14 protein-coding genes are annotated in these 16,744 nt (G+C 73.2%); 8 read left to right on the forward strand and 6 right to left on the reverse strand.

Going from position 1 to position 16,744, the window contains the following annotated elements:
* Positions 1–5 precede the first annotated feature (5 nt).
* Together ACIA8O_RS10385 and ACIA8O_RS10390 are read right to left on the reverse strand one after the other, a co-directional pair.
* Positions 6–1,289 carry a peptidoglycan-binding protein gene (locus ACIA8O_RS10385; RefSeq protein ID WP_396293227.1) on the reverse strand — a complete coding sequence of 428 codons (1,284 nt, stop codon included), beginning with the start codon at positions 1,287–1,289 and terminating at the stop codon, positions 6–8.
* 172 nt (positions 1,290–1,461) lie between these two features.
* Entirely contained in the window at positions 1,462–2,958 is a 1,497-nt protein-coding gene (locus ACIA8O_RS10390) for an MFS transporter (protein ID WP_396293228.1), read from the reverse strand.
* 129 nt (positions 2,959–3,087) lie between these two features.
* On the opposite strand from ACIA8O_RS10390, the gene ACIA8O_RS10395 reads away from it, so the two are divergent.
* A complete protein-coding gene (locus ACIA8O_RS10395) occupies positions 3,088–3,840 on the forward strand; it encodes a TetR/AcrR family transcriptional regulator (RefSeq protein ID WP_396293229.1) in 753 nt (250 codons plus the stop codon).
* A 134-nt stretch (positions 3,841–3,974) separates the two neighbouring features.
* On the opposite strand, the gene ACIA8O_RS10400 is transcribed toward ACIA8O_RS10395, so the two are convergent.
* On the reverse strand, positions 3,975–5,447 hold the full coding sequence (locus ACIA8O_RS10400) for an FAD-dependent monooxygenase (protein WP_396293230.1): 1,473 nt from the start codon (positions 5,445–5,447) through the stop codon (positions 3,975–3,977).
* A gap of 119 nt (positions 5,448–5,566) precedes the next feature.
* On the opposite strand from ACIA8O_RS10400, the gene ACIA8O_RS10405 reads away from it, so the two are divergent.
* Positions 5,567–6,781: a glycosyltransferase gene (locus ACIA8O_RS10405; RefSeq protein WP_396293231.1), complete on the forward strand. Its 1,215-nt coding sequence runs from the start codon at positions 5,567–5,569 to the stop codon at positions 6,779–6,781.
* A gap of 50 nt (positions 6,782–6,831) precedes the next feature.
* Here the strand turns inward: ACIA8O_RS10405 and paaN are convergent, their stop codons facing one another.
* On the reverse strand, positions 6,832–8,532 hold the full coding sequence (gene paaN / locus ACIA8O_RS10410; RefSeq protein ID WP_396293232.1) for a phenylacetic acid degradation protein PaaN: 1,701 nt from the start codon (positions 8,530–8,532) through the stop codon (positions 6,832–6,834).
* A gap of 109 nt (positions 8,533–8,641) precedes the next feature.
* On the opposite strand from paaN, the gene ACIA8O_RS10415 reads away from it, so the two are divergent.
* The gene (locus ACIA8O_RS10415; protein ID WP_396293233.1) at positions 8,642–9,223 is read left to right on the forward strand and encodes a TetR/AcrR family transcriptional regulator; all 582 of its coding nucleotides are present in this window, start codon (positions 8,642–8,644) and stop codon (positions 9,221–9,223) included.
* A 34-nt stretch (positions 9,224–9,257) separates the two neighbouring features.
* Positions 9,258–9,791, forward strand: a complete 534-nt coding sequence (locus ACIA8O_RS10420) for a DinB family protein (protein WP_396293594.1) — start codon at positions 9,258–9,260, stop codon at positions 9,789–9,791.
* A gap of 196 nt (positions 9,792–9,987) precedes the next feature.
* Here ACIA8O_RS10420 and ACIA8O_RS10425 read toward each other — a convergent pair whose 3' ends face one another.
* Positions 9,988–10,836 (reverse strand): IS5 family transposase, encoded by an 849-nt coding sequence (locus ACIA8O_RS10425; protein WP_396293234.1) that lies wholly within the window; start codon positions 10,834–10,836, stop codon positions 9,988–9,990.
* A 112-nt stretch (positions 10,837–10,948) separates the two neighbouring features.
* On the reverse strand, positions 10,949–11,437 hold the full coding sequence (locus ACIA8O_RS10430; protein WP_396293235.1) for an Lrp/AsnC family transcriptional regulator: 489 nt from the start codon (positions 11,435–11,437) through the stop codon (positions 10,949–10,951).
* Between the two features lie 190 nt (positions 11,438–11,627).
* Between ACIA8O_RS10430 and pdhA the strand changes: the two genes are divergently transcribed.
* The 4 genes from pdhA to ACIA8O_RS10450 all read left to right on the forward strand — a co-directional run bounded on the left by pdhA (position 11,628) and on the right by ACIA8O_RS10450 (position 16,735).
* On the forward strand, positions 11,628–12,767 hold the full coding sequence (pdhA, locus tag ACIA8O_RS10435) for a pyruvate dehydrogenase (acetyl-transferring) E1 component subunit alpha (RefSeq protein ID WP_396293236.1): 1,140 nt from the start codon (positions 11,628–11,630) through the stop codon (positions 12,765–12,767).
* Positions 12,764–13,759, forward strand: a complete 996-nt coding sequence (locus ACIA8O_RS10440; protein ID WP_396293237.1) for an alpha-ketoacid dehydrogenase subunit beta — start codon at positions 12,764–12,766, stop codon at positions 13,757–13,759. The genes pdhA and ACIA8O_RS10440 overlap by 4 nt, the downstream gene beginning before the upstream one ends.
* A 7-nt stretch (positions 13,760–13,766) precedes the next feature.
* A complete protein-coding gene (locus tag ACIA8O_RS10445; RefSeq protein ID WP_396293595.1) occupies positions 13,767–15,077 on the forward strand; it encodes a dihydrolipoamide acetyltransferase family protein in 1,311 nt (436 codons plus the stop codon).
* Between the two features lie 137 nt (positions 15,078–15,214).
* Positions 15,215–16,735 (forward strand): globin domain-containing protein, encoded by a 1,521-nt coding sequence (locus ACIA8O_RS10450; RefSeq protein WP_396293238.1) that lies wholly within the window; start codon positions 15,215–15,217, stop codon positions 16,733–16,735.
* The last annotated feature ends 9 nt before the right edge of the window (positions 16,736–16,744 follow it).

The following is a 16,744-nucleotide window of genomic DNA, read 5'->3' on the forward strand; positions in this document are numbered from 1 at the left end:
GCCCGTCAGGCGAACAGCAGCTCCCAGGTGTGCGGCCCCGGGTAGCCGTCGGCCTCGCTGCCGGCCCAGCCCTGGGCGCGTTGGAAGTCGGCCACGTTGAGCCGGTCGGCCTCGCCCCACTCCGGGCCCGGGCCCTCGGTGTAGTGGCGGCCGTAGCCCTTCCGGACGAGCTGTTCGCCGAGCAGCTGCACGTACGCGTTGGACTGCCCGGGGCCGAACCGGTCCGCGCCCGGGTACGGCGGTGCCGACGGGGCGGGGGTGGCCGGGGGCGGGACCGGCTGGTTGGCCGCGGGCGGGATGTCCCTGCCCTGGTGACGGACCAACAGGTCCCAGGTGTCCTTGCCGGGGTAGCCGTCGGCCTCGGAGCCGCGCCAGCCCTGGGCGAGCTGGAAGGCCTCGGTGGCCCGCCGGTCGGCCTCGCCCCAGCTCGGGTCCGGTCCCTCGCCGTAGAACCGGGCGCCGCCGCGCTGCACCAGCATCTCGCCGAGCCGTTTCACGTACTCGTTGCGCTGCCCCGGGCCGAAGGCGTCCGCCCCCGGGAAGGCGTCCGGCGCGGGGGCCGGGGACGGTCCGTCCAGGCCGCGGTAGCGGTAGGCCACGTAGGAGGCGGAGTTGTTCCAGTACGCGTACGGGGTGGTCCGCTTCCGGGTGGCGGGCCTGGTCTGCTCGTAGGCCAGGTACTTGGAGCGGGCGGAGTCCGCCCAGCCGCCGAAGATGACGGTGTGCGAGCCGCCCGCCGGGTCGGCCGCGTTGTTGTAGACCAGGATGTCACCGGGCTGGAGGTCGGTCCGGGCTATTCGGGTCGCGTGGTCCGGCAGGGTCCAGGTGGTCTGGCTGCTGCCGAGGCCCCAGGCCATCGAGACGAAGCCGGAGCAGTCCTGCCGGTACCCGTCGGACCAGTAGCTGCCCATGCTGTACGGCACCTGCTGGTCGATCCAGCGCTGCGCCCGGGCCATGATCTCGGCCCGGGTGGTGGTGCGCACCGAGCGCAGCCCGCGGGTCTCGGCGCCCGCCGCGTCGCGCAGCGGGGCGACGGAGCCCTGCGGGGTGGAGCCGCTCTCCGTCCCGGCGGGGGCGGGGGAGGGGGACGGCGCCGCGGCGGCGACGGAGCCGCCGCCGAGCACGGAGCCGACGGCCGCGACCAGCAGCGCGGCCCGCCGCGCCCCGTGGGCGGAGCGGTGACCGCCCTCGGCGACCGGGGCGGCGTGCAGCCGGGCCAGCCGGCGGGCCGCGCAGCCGCCGCAGCCGCAGTCCCGGTCCGGTTCTATCTCGGTGAACTCGATCAGCACGGTGGGAGCCTTCCTCTCCTGGGGTGTACCGGAGGGGATGTGTTCCACCGTCAGATTCCGACATATCACCTGAAAAGCTGTGAATTTTCTCGGAGTGGCGGCGGTGCCGCACCGGGGGACGACCGGAGGCCGGCCCCGGGGTGGGGCCGGCCTCCGCGGTGGGGTGCTCGGGTCAGGCGACCAGCTCGGCCTCGGCGGCCGGGGCGGGGGCGTCCTTCTTCTTGTCCCGCATCACCAGCCCGGCCAGCAGGGCCGCGGCCAGGACGCCGACCGCGCTGATGGTGAGGGTGGTGGACATCGAGGCGGTGAAGGCCTCCCGGGCGGTCCGGACCAGGCCCGCGTCGCCCCCGGCGACGGCCAGCGCCCCGGAGATCGAGCCCTTGGCGAGCTCCGAGGACCCGGCGGGCATCTCGGCGGCGAAGCGGCTGGTCAGCAGCGAGCCGAGGATCGCGATGCCGAGCGCGGTGCCGGACTGCTGGATGGTGTCGTTCAGCGCGGAGCCGACCCCGGCCTGGTCCTCGGGGATGGTGCCCATCAGGGCGGAGACGGCGGCGGGCATCGCCATGCCGGCGCCGAGGCCCAGCAGGCCGAGGGCCACGGCCGGGACGGTGAAGCCGCTGTCCGCGTCGACGGTGGTGAAGAGGAAGAAGGAGGAGGCCATCACCAGCAGGCCGGCCACCACCAGCGGGCGGTTGCCGAGCTTGGGGGCCAGCCCGGCGCCGGCCCCGTTGCCGATCAGCGCGGCGACGGCCAGCGGGACGAAGGCCAGTCCGGCCTTGACCGGCGAGTAGTCCAGCACGAACTGCAGGTACTGGGTGAGCACCAGCAGCAGGCCGCCGTTGCCGATCTGGACCAGCGTCAGGGAGAGCGAGCCGCCGCTGAAGTTGCGCTGCTTGAACAGCACCAGCGGGACCATCGGCTCCGGGTGGACGTTCTCCCAGACCACGAACCCGACCAGGGCGGTGACCGCGACCAGCAGGGTGACCAGACCGCGGCCCTCGAACGCGCCGTGCTGCGGGATCTCGATGATCCACCAGACCAGCGCCGTCATGCCGACCACCGAGAGCACCGCGCCGATCGGGTCGGGCTTGCGCCAGGCGCCCTTGGACTCGGGCATCAGCAGCAGGGCGGCGGTGATCGCGACGGCCACCACGGGGACGTTCACGAAGAAGATCGAGTGCCAGGAGAAGTGGTCGATCAGGAAGCCGCCCAGCACCGGACTGCCGACCAGGCCGAGCATCGAGACCGAGCCCCAGGCCGCCATGGCCTTGCCGCGCTCGTCCTCCTCGAAGACGGTGATCAGGATGGAGAGGGTGGAGGGCATGATCAGCGCGCCGCCGACGCCCATCGCGACCCGGGCCGCGATCACCTCGCCGGGGTTGGTGCAGACCGTCGCGGCCAGCGAGGCCAGGCCGAACAGCAGCAGGCCGACGATCATGACCTTGCGGCGTCCGAAGCGGTCGCCCAGGCTGCCCGAGGTGAGCAGCAGGCCGGCGAAGACCAGGACGTAGGAGTCCAGGATCCACTGGATGTCCTGGGCGCTCGCCCCGATGTCGGCGGTCATCGCCGGGACGGCCACGGTCAGCGCCATGCTGTCGACCACCAGCACCAGGGTGGCCAGGCAGAGCACCACCAGGATCCACCAGCGGTGGGGATTGCGGGTTTCCATCACTCTGCCCTCTCGGCTGCGCACACTGTTCCTTCGGTGAGAACACTGTACGCAGATGCGTACGGTGTTCGCAAGGGGCGAGCTGTGTACGCTGGAGCGAACGCCGTACGCACGGAGGAGGACGCAGACATGGCAGCCAAGGCCGCACCCGTCGCATCTGTCTGGGCCCGGGAGAAGCGCGAACCCGACCAGCCGGGCCTGAGCCGGGCCGGCATCGTCCGCGAGGCGATCGCCATGCTGGACGCGGAGGGCGCGGAGGCGCTCAGCATGCGCAAGCTCGGCGCCCGCCTGAACGCCGGCGCCACCTCGCTCTACCGGCACGTGGCCACCAAGGACGAGCTGATGGAGCTCGCGGTGGACGAGGTGGCGGCCGAGATGTCGGTGCCGCCGCCCGGCGGCGCCGACTGGCGGGCCGACGTGACGGCCGCGGCCCGGTCCTTCCGGGACGCCTCGCTCCGGCACCCGTGGCTGTCCTCGCAGCTCGGACAGGCGGGGCTCGCCTACCTGGGGCCGAACCTGATGGACTATTCGGAGAAGCTGGCCGCGCTGGTCAGCGGGGTCGGCTTCGAGGAGCCCTCGCGGGCCATCGACGTGGTCTTCGCGTACGTCATCGGCATGACCACCACCGAGGCCGCCTGGCTGGCGACGATCGCCCGCTCGGGCGAGACGGAGGCGGAGTTCGTCGCCAAGCGGATGCCCGCGGCCGCGCAGGCGGCCGCCGACCACCACCACCTGACCGCCGCCTACGGCACCGTCGACCCGGACCCGGTGGCCGTCCGCGAGACCAAGTTCACCTACGGCCTGAACGTCGTCCTCGACGGCCTGGAAACGAGACTGGTCACTCCGGGGGCGCGGGGAACTGCGCGCGGCGGAAGGCGCTGACCGTCTGCCGGGTACGGACACTCACGTGCACGTGGCTGTCCGTACCCGGCACCGGGGTCATCGTCTTCCGCAGCGCGCGGTTCCTCGCACCCCCGGGTCGCTGCATGGTTCGGCCTCGCGAAGCGCCACCACGGTCAGTCCTCCGGCCCCAGCAACGCGGCGAGCGCGCGGCGGATCTCGGCCCGGCTGGGGTCGACGCCGGCCCAGGCGGCGTGGCCGTCGGGGCGGACCAGCAGGACGGTGTCGCGGAGCTTGCCGTGGGGGGAGGCGGGGGCGGCGGCCACCGCGCGGTCGGACCAGGGTTCGAGGACGGTGCTGAGGTCGTCGTTGGAGACCAGGACGGCCTTGCCGGCGCGCAGTGCCTCGTAGAGGCGGGAGGGGGTGCCGGGGGTGTCGACGGCGAGGCGCAGGTCGGGGATGCGACGGCCCGTCAGGTGGTGGGTGCCGCCGGGGGCGGGGTAGTCGATGCCGATGCCGGAGATCCGCTTGATCCCGGCCTCGCCGACCGGCCCGAGCCGGTCCCCGAGGACGCCGACAGCGCCGCGCAGCAGCCGGGCCGGGGCCGACCCGCCGAGGGCGACCCGGACCAGGGCGCCGGAGCTGAGCACCGCCGCCCTCCCGACCGGCCAGCGCTCGGTCTGGTAGCTGTCCAACAGGGCGTCAGGGGCCCAGCCCCGGACGGCTCCGACCAGTTTCCAGCCGAGGTTGGCGGCGTCCTGGAGGCCGGTGTTCATGCCCATCCCGCCGGCCGGGGAGTGGCAGTGGGCGGCGTCGCCGGCCAGCAGGACGCGTCCGGAGCGGTAGTTGGGGACCTGGCGTTCGTCGCTGTGGAAGCGGGAGAGCCAACGGGCGTCGTGCAGGCCGTGGTCCTCGCCGAAGGCATCGCGGGCGATGGCGGCGATCTCGTTGAGCTCCACCGGTGCGTCGTCGGGGAGTTGGCGGTCGCGGTTCCAGGCGATCACCCGGTGCCAGCCGTCGCCGAAGGGGACCAGGAAGGCGAAGCCGTGGTCCCCGGTGCCGACGGTCAGGGTGTCGGCCGGGGGGCGCTCCAGCCGGACGTCGGCGAGCAGGACGGAGTTGACCACGGACTGGCCGGGGAAGGGGATGCCCAGCAGGTCGCGGACGGTGGAGCGGACCCCGTCGGTGCCGACCGCGTAGGCGGCGGTGTACGTCAGGCCGTCCCGGGTGTCGAGCTCGACCTGGCGGCCGTCCTGCCGCAGGGCGGAGACCTCGGCACCGCGGACGATCACCGCCCCGGCCTTCACCGCCCGCTCCTGGAGCAGCCGTTCGACGTTGTACTGCGGGGTGATCAGGACGAACGGGAAGCGGCTGGGCAGCCGGTCGAGCCGGGCCTCCAGGCCGCCGAACAGCCGCAGGTGGTCGAGGGCGGTGCCGGTGGTGATCAGCTCGTCGGCCAGGCCGCGGGCGTCCAGCTGCTCCAGGGTGCGGGCGTGCACGGCGAAGGCCCTGGTGAGGTTGGACTCGGCGGCCCGCTTCTCCAGCACCGTCACCCGCAGCCCGGCGGCGGCCAGGTCCCCCGCGAGCAGGAGCCCGGTCGGGCCCGCGCCGACCACCACCACATCGGATGCCAGCTGCTTCTCGGACATGCCCATCTCCCGTTGATCGGACCAGCGTTCGAGCAAGGCCCGCACACGTCCGGGCCTTCTAAGCTTCCTCTCAGCCTTCCATCATCGCGGGCCCATCAGTCCCTGTGAATGTCACTGACATGACTGAGCCCGCAGCTCGGGGCACGACCGTGGTCGGCCCCGCTCCCGCCAGCGCCACCCCGATCCGGACCAAGCTGGTCGAGGTGGTCGTCCCGGTCTACAACGAGCAGCACACGGTGGAGAAGTGCGTCCGTACGCTGCACGCCTACCTGGCCGAGACCTTCCCCTACCCGTTCCTGATCACCGTGGCGGACAACGCCAGCACGGACGACACCTGGCGGGTGGCCACCGGCCTGGCCGCCGAGCTGCCCGGGGTGCGCGCGGTGCACCTGGACCTCAAGGGGCGGGGCCGGGCGCTCCGTCAGGTCTGGGGCGCCAGCGAGGCGGACGTGGTGGCCTACATGGACGTGGACCTCTCCACGGGCCTGGAGGCCTTCCTCCCGCTGGTCGCGCCGCTGCTCTCCGGCCACAGCGACCTGGCCATCGGCAGCCGGCTGCACCGGGGTTCGGCGGTGGTGCGGGGTGCCAAGCGGGAGTTCATCTCGCGCACCTACAACGTGCTGCTGCGGGCCACCATGGCGGCCAAGTTCTCCGACGCCCAGTGCGGGTTCAAGGCTGCGCGGACGGAGGTGGTGCGGCGGCTGCTGGGCTCGGTCGAGGACAACGCCTGGTTCTTCGACACCGAACTGCTGCTGCTGGCCGAGCGGTCCGGGCTGCGCATCCACGAGGTGCCGGTGGACTGGGTGGACGACCCGGACAGCCGGGTGGACATCGTCCGCACCGCGCTGGACGACCTGCGGGGCATGGTCCGGGTGGCCCGCCGTTCGCTGAGCGGCGCGGAGCGGGCCGAGCAGCTGCCGACCAGGGTGCGGCAGGCCCGGATGCCGGCCGGGCTCGGCTGGCAGCTGGCCAGCTTCGCGGTGGTCGGCACCCTCTCCACGCTGGCCTACCTGCTGCTCTACCTGCTGAGCCGCCAACTCGCCCCCGCACTCTGGGCGAACGCCTTCGCGCTGGCCGTCACGGCGGTCGGCAACACCGCCCTCAACCGCCGGTTCACCTTCGGGGTGACGGGGCGTCAGGACGCCCTGAAACACCAGGTCGAGGGCGGCTTCGCCTTCCTGATCGGGCTGGCGCTGAGCAGCGGGGCCGTCGCCCTGCTGCCGGACGACGCCTCCCACCAGGCCGAACTGGCCGCCCTGGTGGGAGCGAACGCCTTGGCCACCCTGGTCCGCTTCGTGCTGCTGCGGGTCTGGGTCTTCAACCCCCGCAGGTGACGGAGCGCCGGGTGGGGGTCCGTGCAGGGACCCCCACCCGGCGGGCCCGGTCAGTTGTGGCGACGGACCTCGACCGTGCGGAAGCGCGAGGCCACGAAGGCGCCGTCGCAGTAGGCCGCGTTGGCCGCCGGGTTGGCGCCGGTGCCGTGCAGGTCGGAGAAGGCGGCGGTCTGGTTCGGGTAGACGCCGCCGGTCAGGTTGAGCGAGAGCGAGACGCCGGAGTCCAGGGCGGCGGCGACCAGGGCGGCCTCCACCTCGGCGTCCACGGTGTACGCGGAGGCGGTCATCGCACCCTGCTCGCGCACGGTGCGGGCCAGCAGCTCCACCGCGGCCTCGGCGGACTCCACCGCGACCAGGAAGGAGACCGGGCCGAAGCACTCGCCGGCGAAGGCGGTCCGGTCGTCCGGCTTGTCCGCGTCGACCTTGACCAGGGCGGGGGTGCGGATGGTCGCGCCGGGGAACTCCTCGGAGCTCACCGCCCGCGGGGCCAGGGCGAGTTCGCCGTACTCGCCCTCGGCCGCCCGGACGCTGCGGCCGAGCACGCCGGGGTTGACCACGGCGCCGAGGAGGGCGGCGGCCCGGGCGTCGTCGCCGAGCAGCTTCTCGATCGCGTGGGCCAGGTCGGCGGACACCTCGTCGTAGGACTTGCCGCCCTCGTCGGTGCGCACGCCGGTGCGCGGGATCAGCACGTTCTGCGGGGTGGTGCACATCTGGCCGCTGTAGAGCGAGAGCGCGAAGGCCAGGTTGGCCAGCATGCCGCGGTAGTTGTCGGTGGACTCGATGACCACCGAGTTGACGCCGGCCTTCTCGGTGTAGACCAGGGCCTGCTTGGCGTTCTCCTCCAGCCAGTCGCCGAACTGGGTGGAGCCGGTGTAGTCGATCAGCTTGATCTCGGGCCGCACGGCCAGGGTGGCGGCCAGCGTGCCGCCCTCGTCCTCGGCGGCCAGGGTGACCAGGTTGGGGTCGAAGCCGGCCTCGGCCAGCACCTCGCGGGCGATCTGCACGGTGAGCGCCAGCGGCAGGGTGGCCCGCGGGTGCGGCTTGACCAGCACCGGGTTCCCGGTGGCCAGCGAGGCGAACAGGCCCGGGTAGCCGTTCCAGGTCGGGAAGGTGTTGCAGCCGACCAGCAGCGCGAGGCCGCGCGGCACCGGCACGAACTCCTTGACCATCGAGAGCGGGTCCCGCTTGCCCTGCGGCTTGGTCCACTGGGCCTGGGCGGGCAGCCGGGTCTGCTCGGCGTACGCGTAGGCCACCGCCTCCAGACCGCGGTCCTGCGCGTGCGGGCCGCCGGCCTGGAAGGCCATCCCGTAGGCCTGGCCGGTGGTGTGCATCACGGCGTGGGCGAACTCGTGCGAGCGCGCGTTGATCCGGGCCAGGATCTCCAGGCTGACCGCCGCGCGGGCCTGCGGCCCGGCCGCCGCCCAGGCCGGACGGGCCTGCTCCATCGCGCCGATCAGCGCCTCGGCCTCGGCCTTCGGGTAGCGCACGCCCAGCTCGGGGCCGTACGGGGAGGTCTCGCCGCCCACCGTGGAGCCGTCGCCGGGCTGGCCCTCCAGGGCCACCGTGCTGCCGAGCAGCGCCTCGAAGGCGGCCTGCCCGTCGGCCTGCCCGGTCTCGCCGTACGCCTTGGGGAACTCCGGGTACGGCGACCAGTAGTCGCGGGACCCGGTGGCCTCCACCGCACGGGTGAGGGTGGCCTGGTGACGTTCGATCAGCTCGGCGACGACGGGGTGGCTGGCCGCTGCGGTCATGACGCGCTCCTTTTGGGGCGGACTGGTCACCCCTCAGGGTAACCGAACGATCGGTCGGGTCAATGGGGCGGTGGAGTGACGCGGGGGCGCGCGGGTGATACTCGTTCACATGGCCGAGAACACCACCCGCACCGCCTACACCGTCGACTCCCTGCTCGCCGTCACGGTCGGGGTCTTCAACGAGCGCGGGTACGACGGCACCTCGATGGAGGACCTGTCCCGGGCCGCCGGGATCTCCAAGTCCTCGATCTACCACCACGTGCGCGGCAAGGAGGAGCTGCTGAAGCTCGCCGTCGGCCGCGCGCTGGACGCGCTGTTCGGCATCCTGGCCGAGCCCGAGGCGCTGACCGGCCGCGCGGTGGACCGGCTGGAGCACGTGGTGCGCCGCACCGCCGAGGTGCTGATCACCGAACTCCCGTACGTCACCCTGCTGCTGAGGGTCCGGGGGAACACCGCGACCGAACAGTGGGCGCTGGAGCGCCGGCGCGACTTCGACCACCAGGTGGCCGAGCTGGTCCGCGAGGCGGTGGCCGCCGGCGAGCTGCGCTCGGACGTGGAGCCCCGGCTGGCCACCCGGCTGCTGTTCGGGATGATCAACTCGATCGTGGAGTGGTACCGCCCCGGCGGCAAGCACACCGACGGGGTGGCCGAGGCACTGGTCCACCTGGCCTTCGACGGGCTGCGGGCCTGACGGTGGCGGGTGGCAGGCTGCCGGCATGACCGAGATGCCCGCACACCTGGCCCCGCCCCTGCTCGACGACCCGCGCGAGCCGCTGCCGCTCACCGGCTCCGAGCGGGAGCTGCTCACCGCCTTCCTGGACTGGCACCGGGAGACCTTCCTGCTCAAGTGCGCCGGCCTGGCCGACGCCGAGCTCTCCACCCGGGCCGTCGAACCCTCCGGCCTGAGCCTGCACGGGCTGCTGCGCCACCTCGCCGGCGTGGAGCGCTGGTGGTTCCGGATCCAGTTCGCGGGCGAGGAACTCCCGCTCCTGTACTACTCCGACGAGGACCCGGACCAGGACTTCGAGCGCCTGGACGGCAGCGTTGCCGAGGCGGTCGAGGCCTGGCGCGCCGAGGTCGCCGAGTCCCGCCGGATCGTCGCCGAGGCCGCGTCACTGGAGGTCACCGGCACCCACCGGGCCTCCGGGCAGCCGATCTCGCTGCGCCGCATCCTGATCCACACCCTCGCCGAGTACGCCCGCCACAACGGCCACGCCGACCTGCTCCGCGAGCGCCTGGACGGCACCACCGGCTACTGACGGACGACGGCCCGGTAGGGCAGCGGCCTCAGGGGCGCGGGGAACTGCGCGAATCGGAAGGCGGACCAGCGCTGGGTCGGGGCAGGCGAGCCAGTTGCAGGTGCTGCCGTTCCCCCGCGCGCAGTTCCTCGCGCCCCCGGTGTAACCACCGCCCCGAGGGTGGCCGGCGCGTCCTCAGAGGGTGTTCGATACCGGTTTAGGCTGCCGCGAGCGGTTTCGGGCGGAGGTATTGCCCGGTTCTGTCCGGGCTCGCGGTCAGGCGGTCGGTCATGGAGTTCACCATGGCCCACTGGATCATCGAGCGTGACCGGTCCGGGAGTTCCTCGTAGTCACGGTGGAGCCGCCGGTACCGGGACATGATCCCGAAGGTCTGCTCCACGCGCCAGCGGATCGGCTGGACGACGAAGCCCCTCTGCTCCTTGTCCCGGGCCACGACCTCGACGTCGATGGCGAGTTCGGCGCCGTGCTTGACGACGGCGTTGTTGTAGCCTGCGTCCACCCACGCCTTGGTCACCGTGGGCCACTGGACGGCGAGAGCGTCCAGGACCTGCTTGCCGCCGGCGGAGTCCTGGACGCCGGCGGCGGTGACGATCAGAACTAGGAGCAGGCCGAGGGTGTCGGTGGCGATGTGGCGCTTGCGGCCCTTGACCTTCTTGCCGCCGTCCCAGCCCTGGCTGCCGGCCGGGGCGTTGGGTGAAGCCTTGACCGACTGGGCGTCGATGACCGCGGCGGTCGGCGGGATCCGGCGGCCCTTCTTCGCCCGCAGCTCGTCACGGAGCGTGTCGTGGATCCGCTCGGTGGTGCCGTCGCGTTCCCACTCCTTGAAGTAGCCGTAGACGGTGGTGTGGGGCGGGAAGTCGTGCGGCAGGTAGCGCCAGGCGATCCCGGTCCGGGCGACGTAGAGGATCGCGTTGACCACCTCGCGCAGCTCGGTCGTGGGCTCACGCCCCTCGGCGCGGGTGCGTCGCCACTCCAGCAGCATGGGCGCGATGAGCTCCCACTGATCGTCCTTCAGGTCCGAGGGGTACCGGCGTCGTTCCGTCACAGTTGATCAATATCGCGGACACGGACCCGGCCGCCACGAGATCCTGGAACCGAGTCCGTGCCACGTTGATCAAAGCCGGACAGTTAGGGGGAATCCCCTATCGAACACCCTCTCAGACGGGCGGTACCTGGTCGGTCTCCTCGAAGACCAGCAGGGTCTGGGTGGCGAGGACCTGCGGGATGTTCTGGATCTGGCCGAGGACCAGCTCCCGCAGGGCCTGGTTGTCGGCGGTGTGCACCAGCAGCAGCACGTCGAACTCGCCGCCGACCAGGGCGATGTGGGCCACTCCGGGGAGGCCGAGCAGCTGTTCCCTGACGGTCCGCCAGGAGTTCTGCACGATCTTCAGGGTGATGTAGGCGGAGGCGCCCTGCCCGGCCCGTTCGTGGTCGATCCTGGCGGTGAACCCGCGGATCACGCCGTCCTCGACCATTCTGGAGATCCGGGCGTAGGCGTTGGCCCGGGAGACGTGCACCCGCTCGGCCACGGAGCGTATCGAGGCCCGTCCGTCCTGCTGGAGCAGCCTGAGGATGGACCGGTCGATCCGGTCCAGTCTGGACGTCTGTTCAGTGGACACGGCCCCCGACCCTCCCGCTGTGGACATGCTGTCACCAGCAGACTGCTGTTCGGGCCGATTGTCCACCACTACGGCGCAGCTGTGGCCAGATTGAACAGACAACCGAACAATCGGTAGGGAGGAGGCGCTCCGGCGACCAGCCCTGCCACCCCTCGTGCACCACCGGCATGACCCCGCCCCTGCCGCACCCTCCCCCCACCCTCTGGAGGTGCCCGAGATGACCGTTCTCGACCACCGACACCTCGCCGGCGACGTCCCCGGCTGGCGCCCCGGCGCCTCCGGCCCGCGGACCGACCCGGCTCCCCTGCTGCCGGACCACGAGCCCTACCGGATGCTCGGGACCCCGGCCGCCGAGAAGGCCGAGCCGCTGCTGCTCACCGAGCTGTACCGCCGCCTGGTGGCGGGCCGCCGGTACAACCAGCAGGCCACCACCCTGACCAAGCAGGGCCGCCTCGCGGTCTACCCGGCCTCCACCGGCCAGGAGGCCTGCCAGGTGGCCGCCGCGCTGGCGCTCCGTCAGGACGACTGGCTCTTCCCCAGCTACCGGGACACCCTGGCCGTGGTCAGCCGGGGCGTCGACCTGCTGGAGGCGCTCACCCTGCTCCGCGGCAACGCGCACACCGGCTACGACCCCCGGGCCACCCGCACCGCCCCGCTCTCCACCCCGCTCGCCACCCAGGCCCCGCACGCGGTCGGCCTGGCGTACGCGGCCCGGCTGCGCGGGGAGGACACCGTCGCGCTGGCCATGCTCGGCGACGGCGGCACCAGCGAGGGCGACTTCCACGAGGCGCTGAACTTCGCCGCCGTGCTGAACGCCCCGGTGGTCTTCCTGGTGCAGAACAACGGCTACGCCATCTCCGTCCCGTTGACCCGGCAGTCCGCCGCGCCGACCCTGGCCCACAAGGCCGTCGGCTACGGCCTGCCCGGCCGGCTGGTGGACGGCAACGACGCGCTGGCCATGCACACCGTGCTCACCGAGGCGGTCGAGCGGGCCCGCTCCGGCGGCGGCCCGACCCTGGTCGAGGCGGTCACCTACCGGATCGAGGCGCACACCAACGCCGACGACGCCACCCGGTACCGCGAGGAGGAGGAGATCGCCGCCTGGCGCGACCACGACCCGATCCTCCTGATGGAGCGCCAGCTCCGGGACGCCGGGCTGATGGACGCCGCGCTGGCGCAGGACGCCACCGAGGCCGCCGAGGCGCTGGCCGCCCGGATGCGCAGCGAGTTCCACGCCGACGCGAAGCTCGACCCGATGTCGCTGTTCGCCCACGTCTACGCCGAGCCCACCCAGCAACTGCGGGAGCAGGCCGAGCAGTTGGCCGCCGAGCTGGCCGCCGAGGAGCACTCTCGATGACCACCGCCACCACCAGCCGGACCAGCACGATGGCCCAGGCCCTCAACTCCGCGCTCAAGGACGCCATGCGCGAGGACCCGACGGTCCACGTGCTGGGCGAGGACGTCGGCCAGCTGGGCGGCGTCTTCCGGATCACCGACGGCCTGACCGCCGAGTTCGGCCCGGACCGCTGCCTGGACACCCCGCTCGCCGAGGCCGGCATCCTGGGCACCGCCGTCGGCATGGCGATGTACGGGCTGCGCCCGGTGGTCGAGATGCAGTTCGACGCCTTCGCCTACCCGGCGATGGAGCAGCTCTTCTCGCACGTCGCCAAGATGCGCAACCGCACCTCCGGGAAGCTCCCGCTGCCGATCACCATCCGCATCCCCTACGGCGGCGGCATCGGCGGGGTCGAGCACCACAGCGACTCCTCCGAGGCGTACTACGCCCACACCCCCGGCCTGCACGTGGTCACCCCGGCCACCGTGGCGGACGCCTACGGGCTGCTCCGCGAGTCCATCGCCTCCGACGACCCGGTGGTCTTCCTGGAGCCCAAGCGGCTCTACTGGGGCAAGGACCAGCTGGACACCGCCGCCGCGGTGGAGCCGATCGGCCGCGCCGTGCTGCGCCGCCCCGGCACCTCGGCGGTCCTGGTGACGTACGGGCCCTCGCTGCCGGTCTGCCTGGAGGCGGCCGAGGCGGCGAAGGCCGAGGGCTGGGACCTGGCGGTGCTGGACCTGCGCTCGCTGGTGCCCTTCGACGAGCAGACGGCCTGTCAGGTGGTCCGCTCGATCGGCCGGGCGGTCGTGGTGCACGAGGCCTCCGGCTTCGGCGGGGCGGGCGCGGAGATCGCCGCCCGGCTGACCGAGAAGTGCTTCCACCACCTGGCGGCCCCGGTGCTGCGGGTCACCGGCTTCGACATCCCGTTCCCGCCGCCGATGCTGGAGCACCACCACCTGCCCGGTGTGGACCGCATCCTCGACGCGGTGGCCCGGCTGCAGTGGGAGGACTGACCAGATGATGCCGGTGGTGCGCGAGTTCACCCTCCCCGACCTGGGCGAGGGGCTGACCGGGGCCGAGGTGGTCCGCTGGCTGGTGGAGGTCGGCGAGGTGATCGCCGTCGACCAGCCGGTGGTGGAGGTGGAGACCGCCAAGGCGGTGGTCGAGGTGCCCTGCCCGTACGGCGGGGTGGTGACGGCCCGGTACGGCGCCGAGGGCGAGGAGATCCCGGTCGGGGCCCCGCTGGTGACGGTCGCGGTGGCGCCGGGCGAGGGCCCGCAGCCGCTGGCGGACCAGGACCCGCCGGTGGAGCGGCCGTTGGTCGGGTACGGGGTGGCCGAGCGGCCGGCCGGTGCGCGGCGGGCCCGGGTCGGGGCGCGGGGTGCTTCGGCGCCGGCCGTCCCGGTCGCCCAGGCCGTCCAGGTCGCGCCGGTGGCCGTGGCGGCTCCGGTCGCTCCGGCTCCGGTGGCTTCCGCGGCCCCGGGCGTGGTGGCGGTGATCTCGCCGCTGGTGCGGCGGATCGCCCGCGAGCACGACCTGGACCTGCGGACGGTGGCCGGCTCCGGTCCGGAGGGGCTGATCCTGCGGCGGGACGTGGAGCGGGCGTTGAGCGCTCCCGCCCCGGTGGCGGCGGCCCCGGTGGCCGAGGGCGTGGTCCCGCTGCGCGGGCTGCGCAAGGCGGTGGCCGAGAAGCTGACCCGCAGTCACCAGGAGATCCCCGCCGCGACCTGCTGGGTGGACGCCGACGCCACCGCGTTGATGGAGCTGCGGGCCGAGCTCAACCGGGCGGCCGGGCCGAAGATCAGCGTGCTGGCCCTGCTGGCCCGGATCTCCACCGCCGCGCTGGCCCGCTTCCCGGAGCTCAACTCCAGCGTGACGCCCGACGGGTCCGGCATCGTCCGGCACACCGCCGTGCACCTGGGCTTCGCCGCGCAGAGCGAGCGCGGTCTGGTGGTGCCGGTGGTGAAGGACGCGCACGCGCTCGGGACGGAGCAACTCGGTTCGGAGCTCGCACGGTTGACCGAGGCGGCCCGGGAGGGCCGGATCACCCCGGCCGAGCTGACCGGGGGCACCTTCACCCTCAACAACTACGGGGTCTTCGGGGTGGACGGCTCCACGCCGATCCTCAACCACCCCGAGGCGGCGATGCTCGGCGTCGGCCGGATCACGCCCAAACCCTGGGTCCACAACGGGGAGTTGGCGGTCCGTCAGGTCACCCAGCTCTCCTTCACCTTCGACCACCGGGTCTGCGACGGCGGTACGGCGGGTGGCTTCCTGCGGTTCGTCGCGGACTGCGTGGAGCAGCCGGGGACGCTGCTGCGGCAGCTGTGACGACGGTTGTGCGTGCGGGAGGGTAGCGCTTCGGGAGCCTCGTGTCCGGGCTTCCGAGGATTTGTCGGATGAGCTTCACGGTCGTGCCACTCTGCTGAGCCTCAGCAACTGGCACGACCGGAAGCGAAACGATTCTCTTGGGCACTCGTCAAATCGCGGTGAAGACAGCCCCGTTGAGGGTCCGGGCGGGGCGCGGCTCGGTCGCGGTGGCCGCCGTACCGGGCATGCCGGAGTCGGAGGCCGAGCCACCCGCAGGGGTGGTGGAGCCGGTGGTTCCGGTGGAGCCGGAACCCGTGGCCGTGGTGGAGCCGGAACCGGAGCCGGAGTCGGCGCCGACGGCCCTGGTGATCCCGCCGAAGCCGGCCCATCCGCCGGTCGTCCCTCCCGCGCTGCCGGCGGCGCCGCTGTTCCCGGAGGCCCCCGGCCTCAACTGGGCCGGGCCGGGCGACCACTGGAGCCGGGCCTGGGCAATGGACACCCTCGGGGGTGCGCCCCAGGCCCCCGCCGCCGCGCCCCCGGCCGGTGCGGAGGAGCCGCCGACCGCCCGGGACGTCGAGTTGATCCGGGCCAGTCTGGCGGTGGTGGAGCCGCTCGCCGACCGGGCCACCGCGCACTTCTACGCGCTGATCTTCCTGCACCACCCCGAGGTGCGGGCGCTCTTCCCGGCCGCCATGGACGTCCAGCGGGACCGGCTGTTCCGTTCGCTGCTGATGGCCGCCCGGAGCGCCGACGACCTGCCGGGTCTGACCGCCTACCTGACCCGGCTCGGCCAGGGGCACCGCAAGTACGGGACCCTGACGGGCCACTACGCCCCGGTCGGGGAGTGCCTGGTGGCCGCGCTGGCCAAGTACTGCGGTCCGAAGTGGGACGCCGAGACCGAGCTGGCCTGGCGCCGGGTCTACGGGCTGGTCGCCACCGTGATGTCGGAGGCGGCCGAGGAGGCGGCCCGGACCTCCCCGCCGTGGTGGCAGGCCGAGGTGGTGGGACACCAGCTGCGCACGCCGGACGTGGCGGTGCTGACGCTCCGTCCGGACCAGGCGTACCCGTACCGGGCCGGGCAGTACACCACCCTGGAGACGCCCTGGTGGCCCCGGGTCTGGCGGCCGTTCTCCTTCGCCACCGCGCCCCGGCCGGACGGGTTGCTGACCCTGCACGTCAAGGCGGTGCAGGCGGGCTGGGTGAGCAACGCGCTGGTGCACCGGGCCGGGCCGGGCGACGTGCTGCGGCTCGGCCCGGCGGCCGGCTCGATGGTGCTGGACCACGAGCACGGGGCCGACCTGGTCTGCCTGGGCGGCGGTACCGGGATCGCCCCGGTCACCGCGCTGGTGGAGGAGCTGGCCGAGCACGGCCGGGGCGGGCGCGCGGTGGACGTCTTCTACGGCGCCCGGCGGCAGGACGGGCTGTACGAGCTGGACCGGCTGCGCGAACTGGCCTCCGGCAACCCGTGGCTGACGGTCCATCCGGTGGTCTCCGAGGAGCAGGCGGTCGGGCTGCTCGCGGGGGAGCTGCCGGACGCGGTCTCCCGCTACGGCAGCTGGGCCGGCCGGGACGCGTACCTGAGCGGCCCGGCGGCCATGGTCCGCCGGGGCGCACGGGCACTGACCCGGGCCGGGGTGACGCCGGGCCGGGTCTTCCACGACCTGGGCGAGGGGGTCTGAGGTGGCCGG

The organism is Kitasatospora sp. NPDC051853 (assembly GCF_044452665.1).
In the GTDB taxonomy this organism is placed as follows: Bacteria; Actinomycetota; Actinomycetes; order Streptomycetales; family Streptomycetaceae; genus Kitasatospora.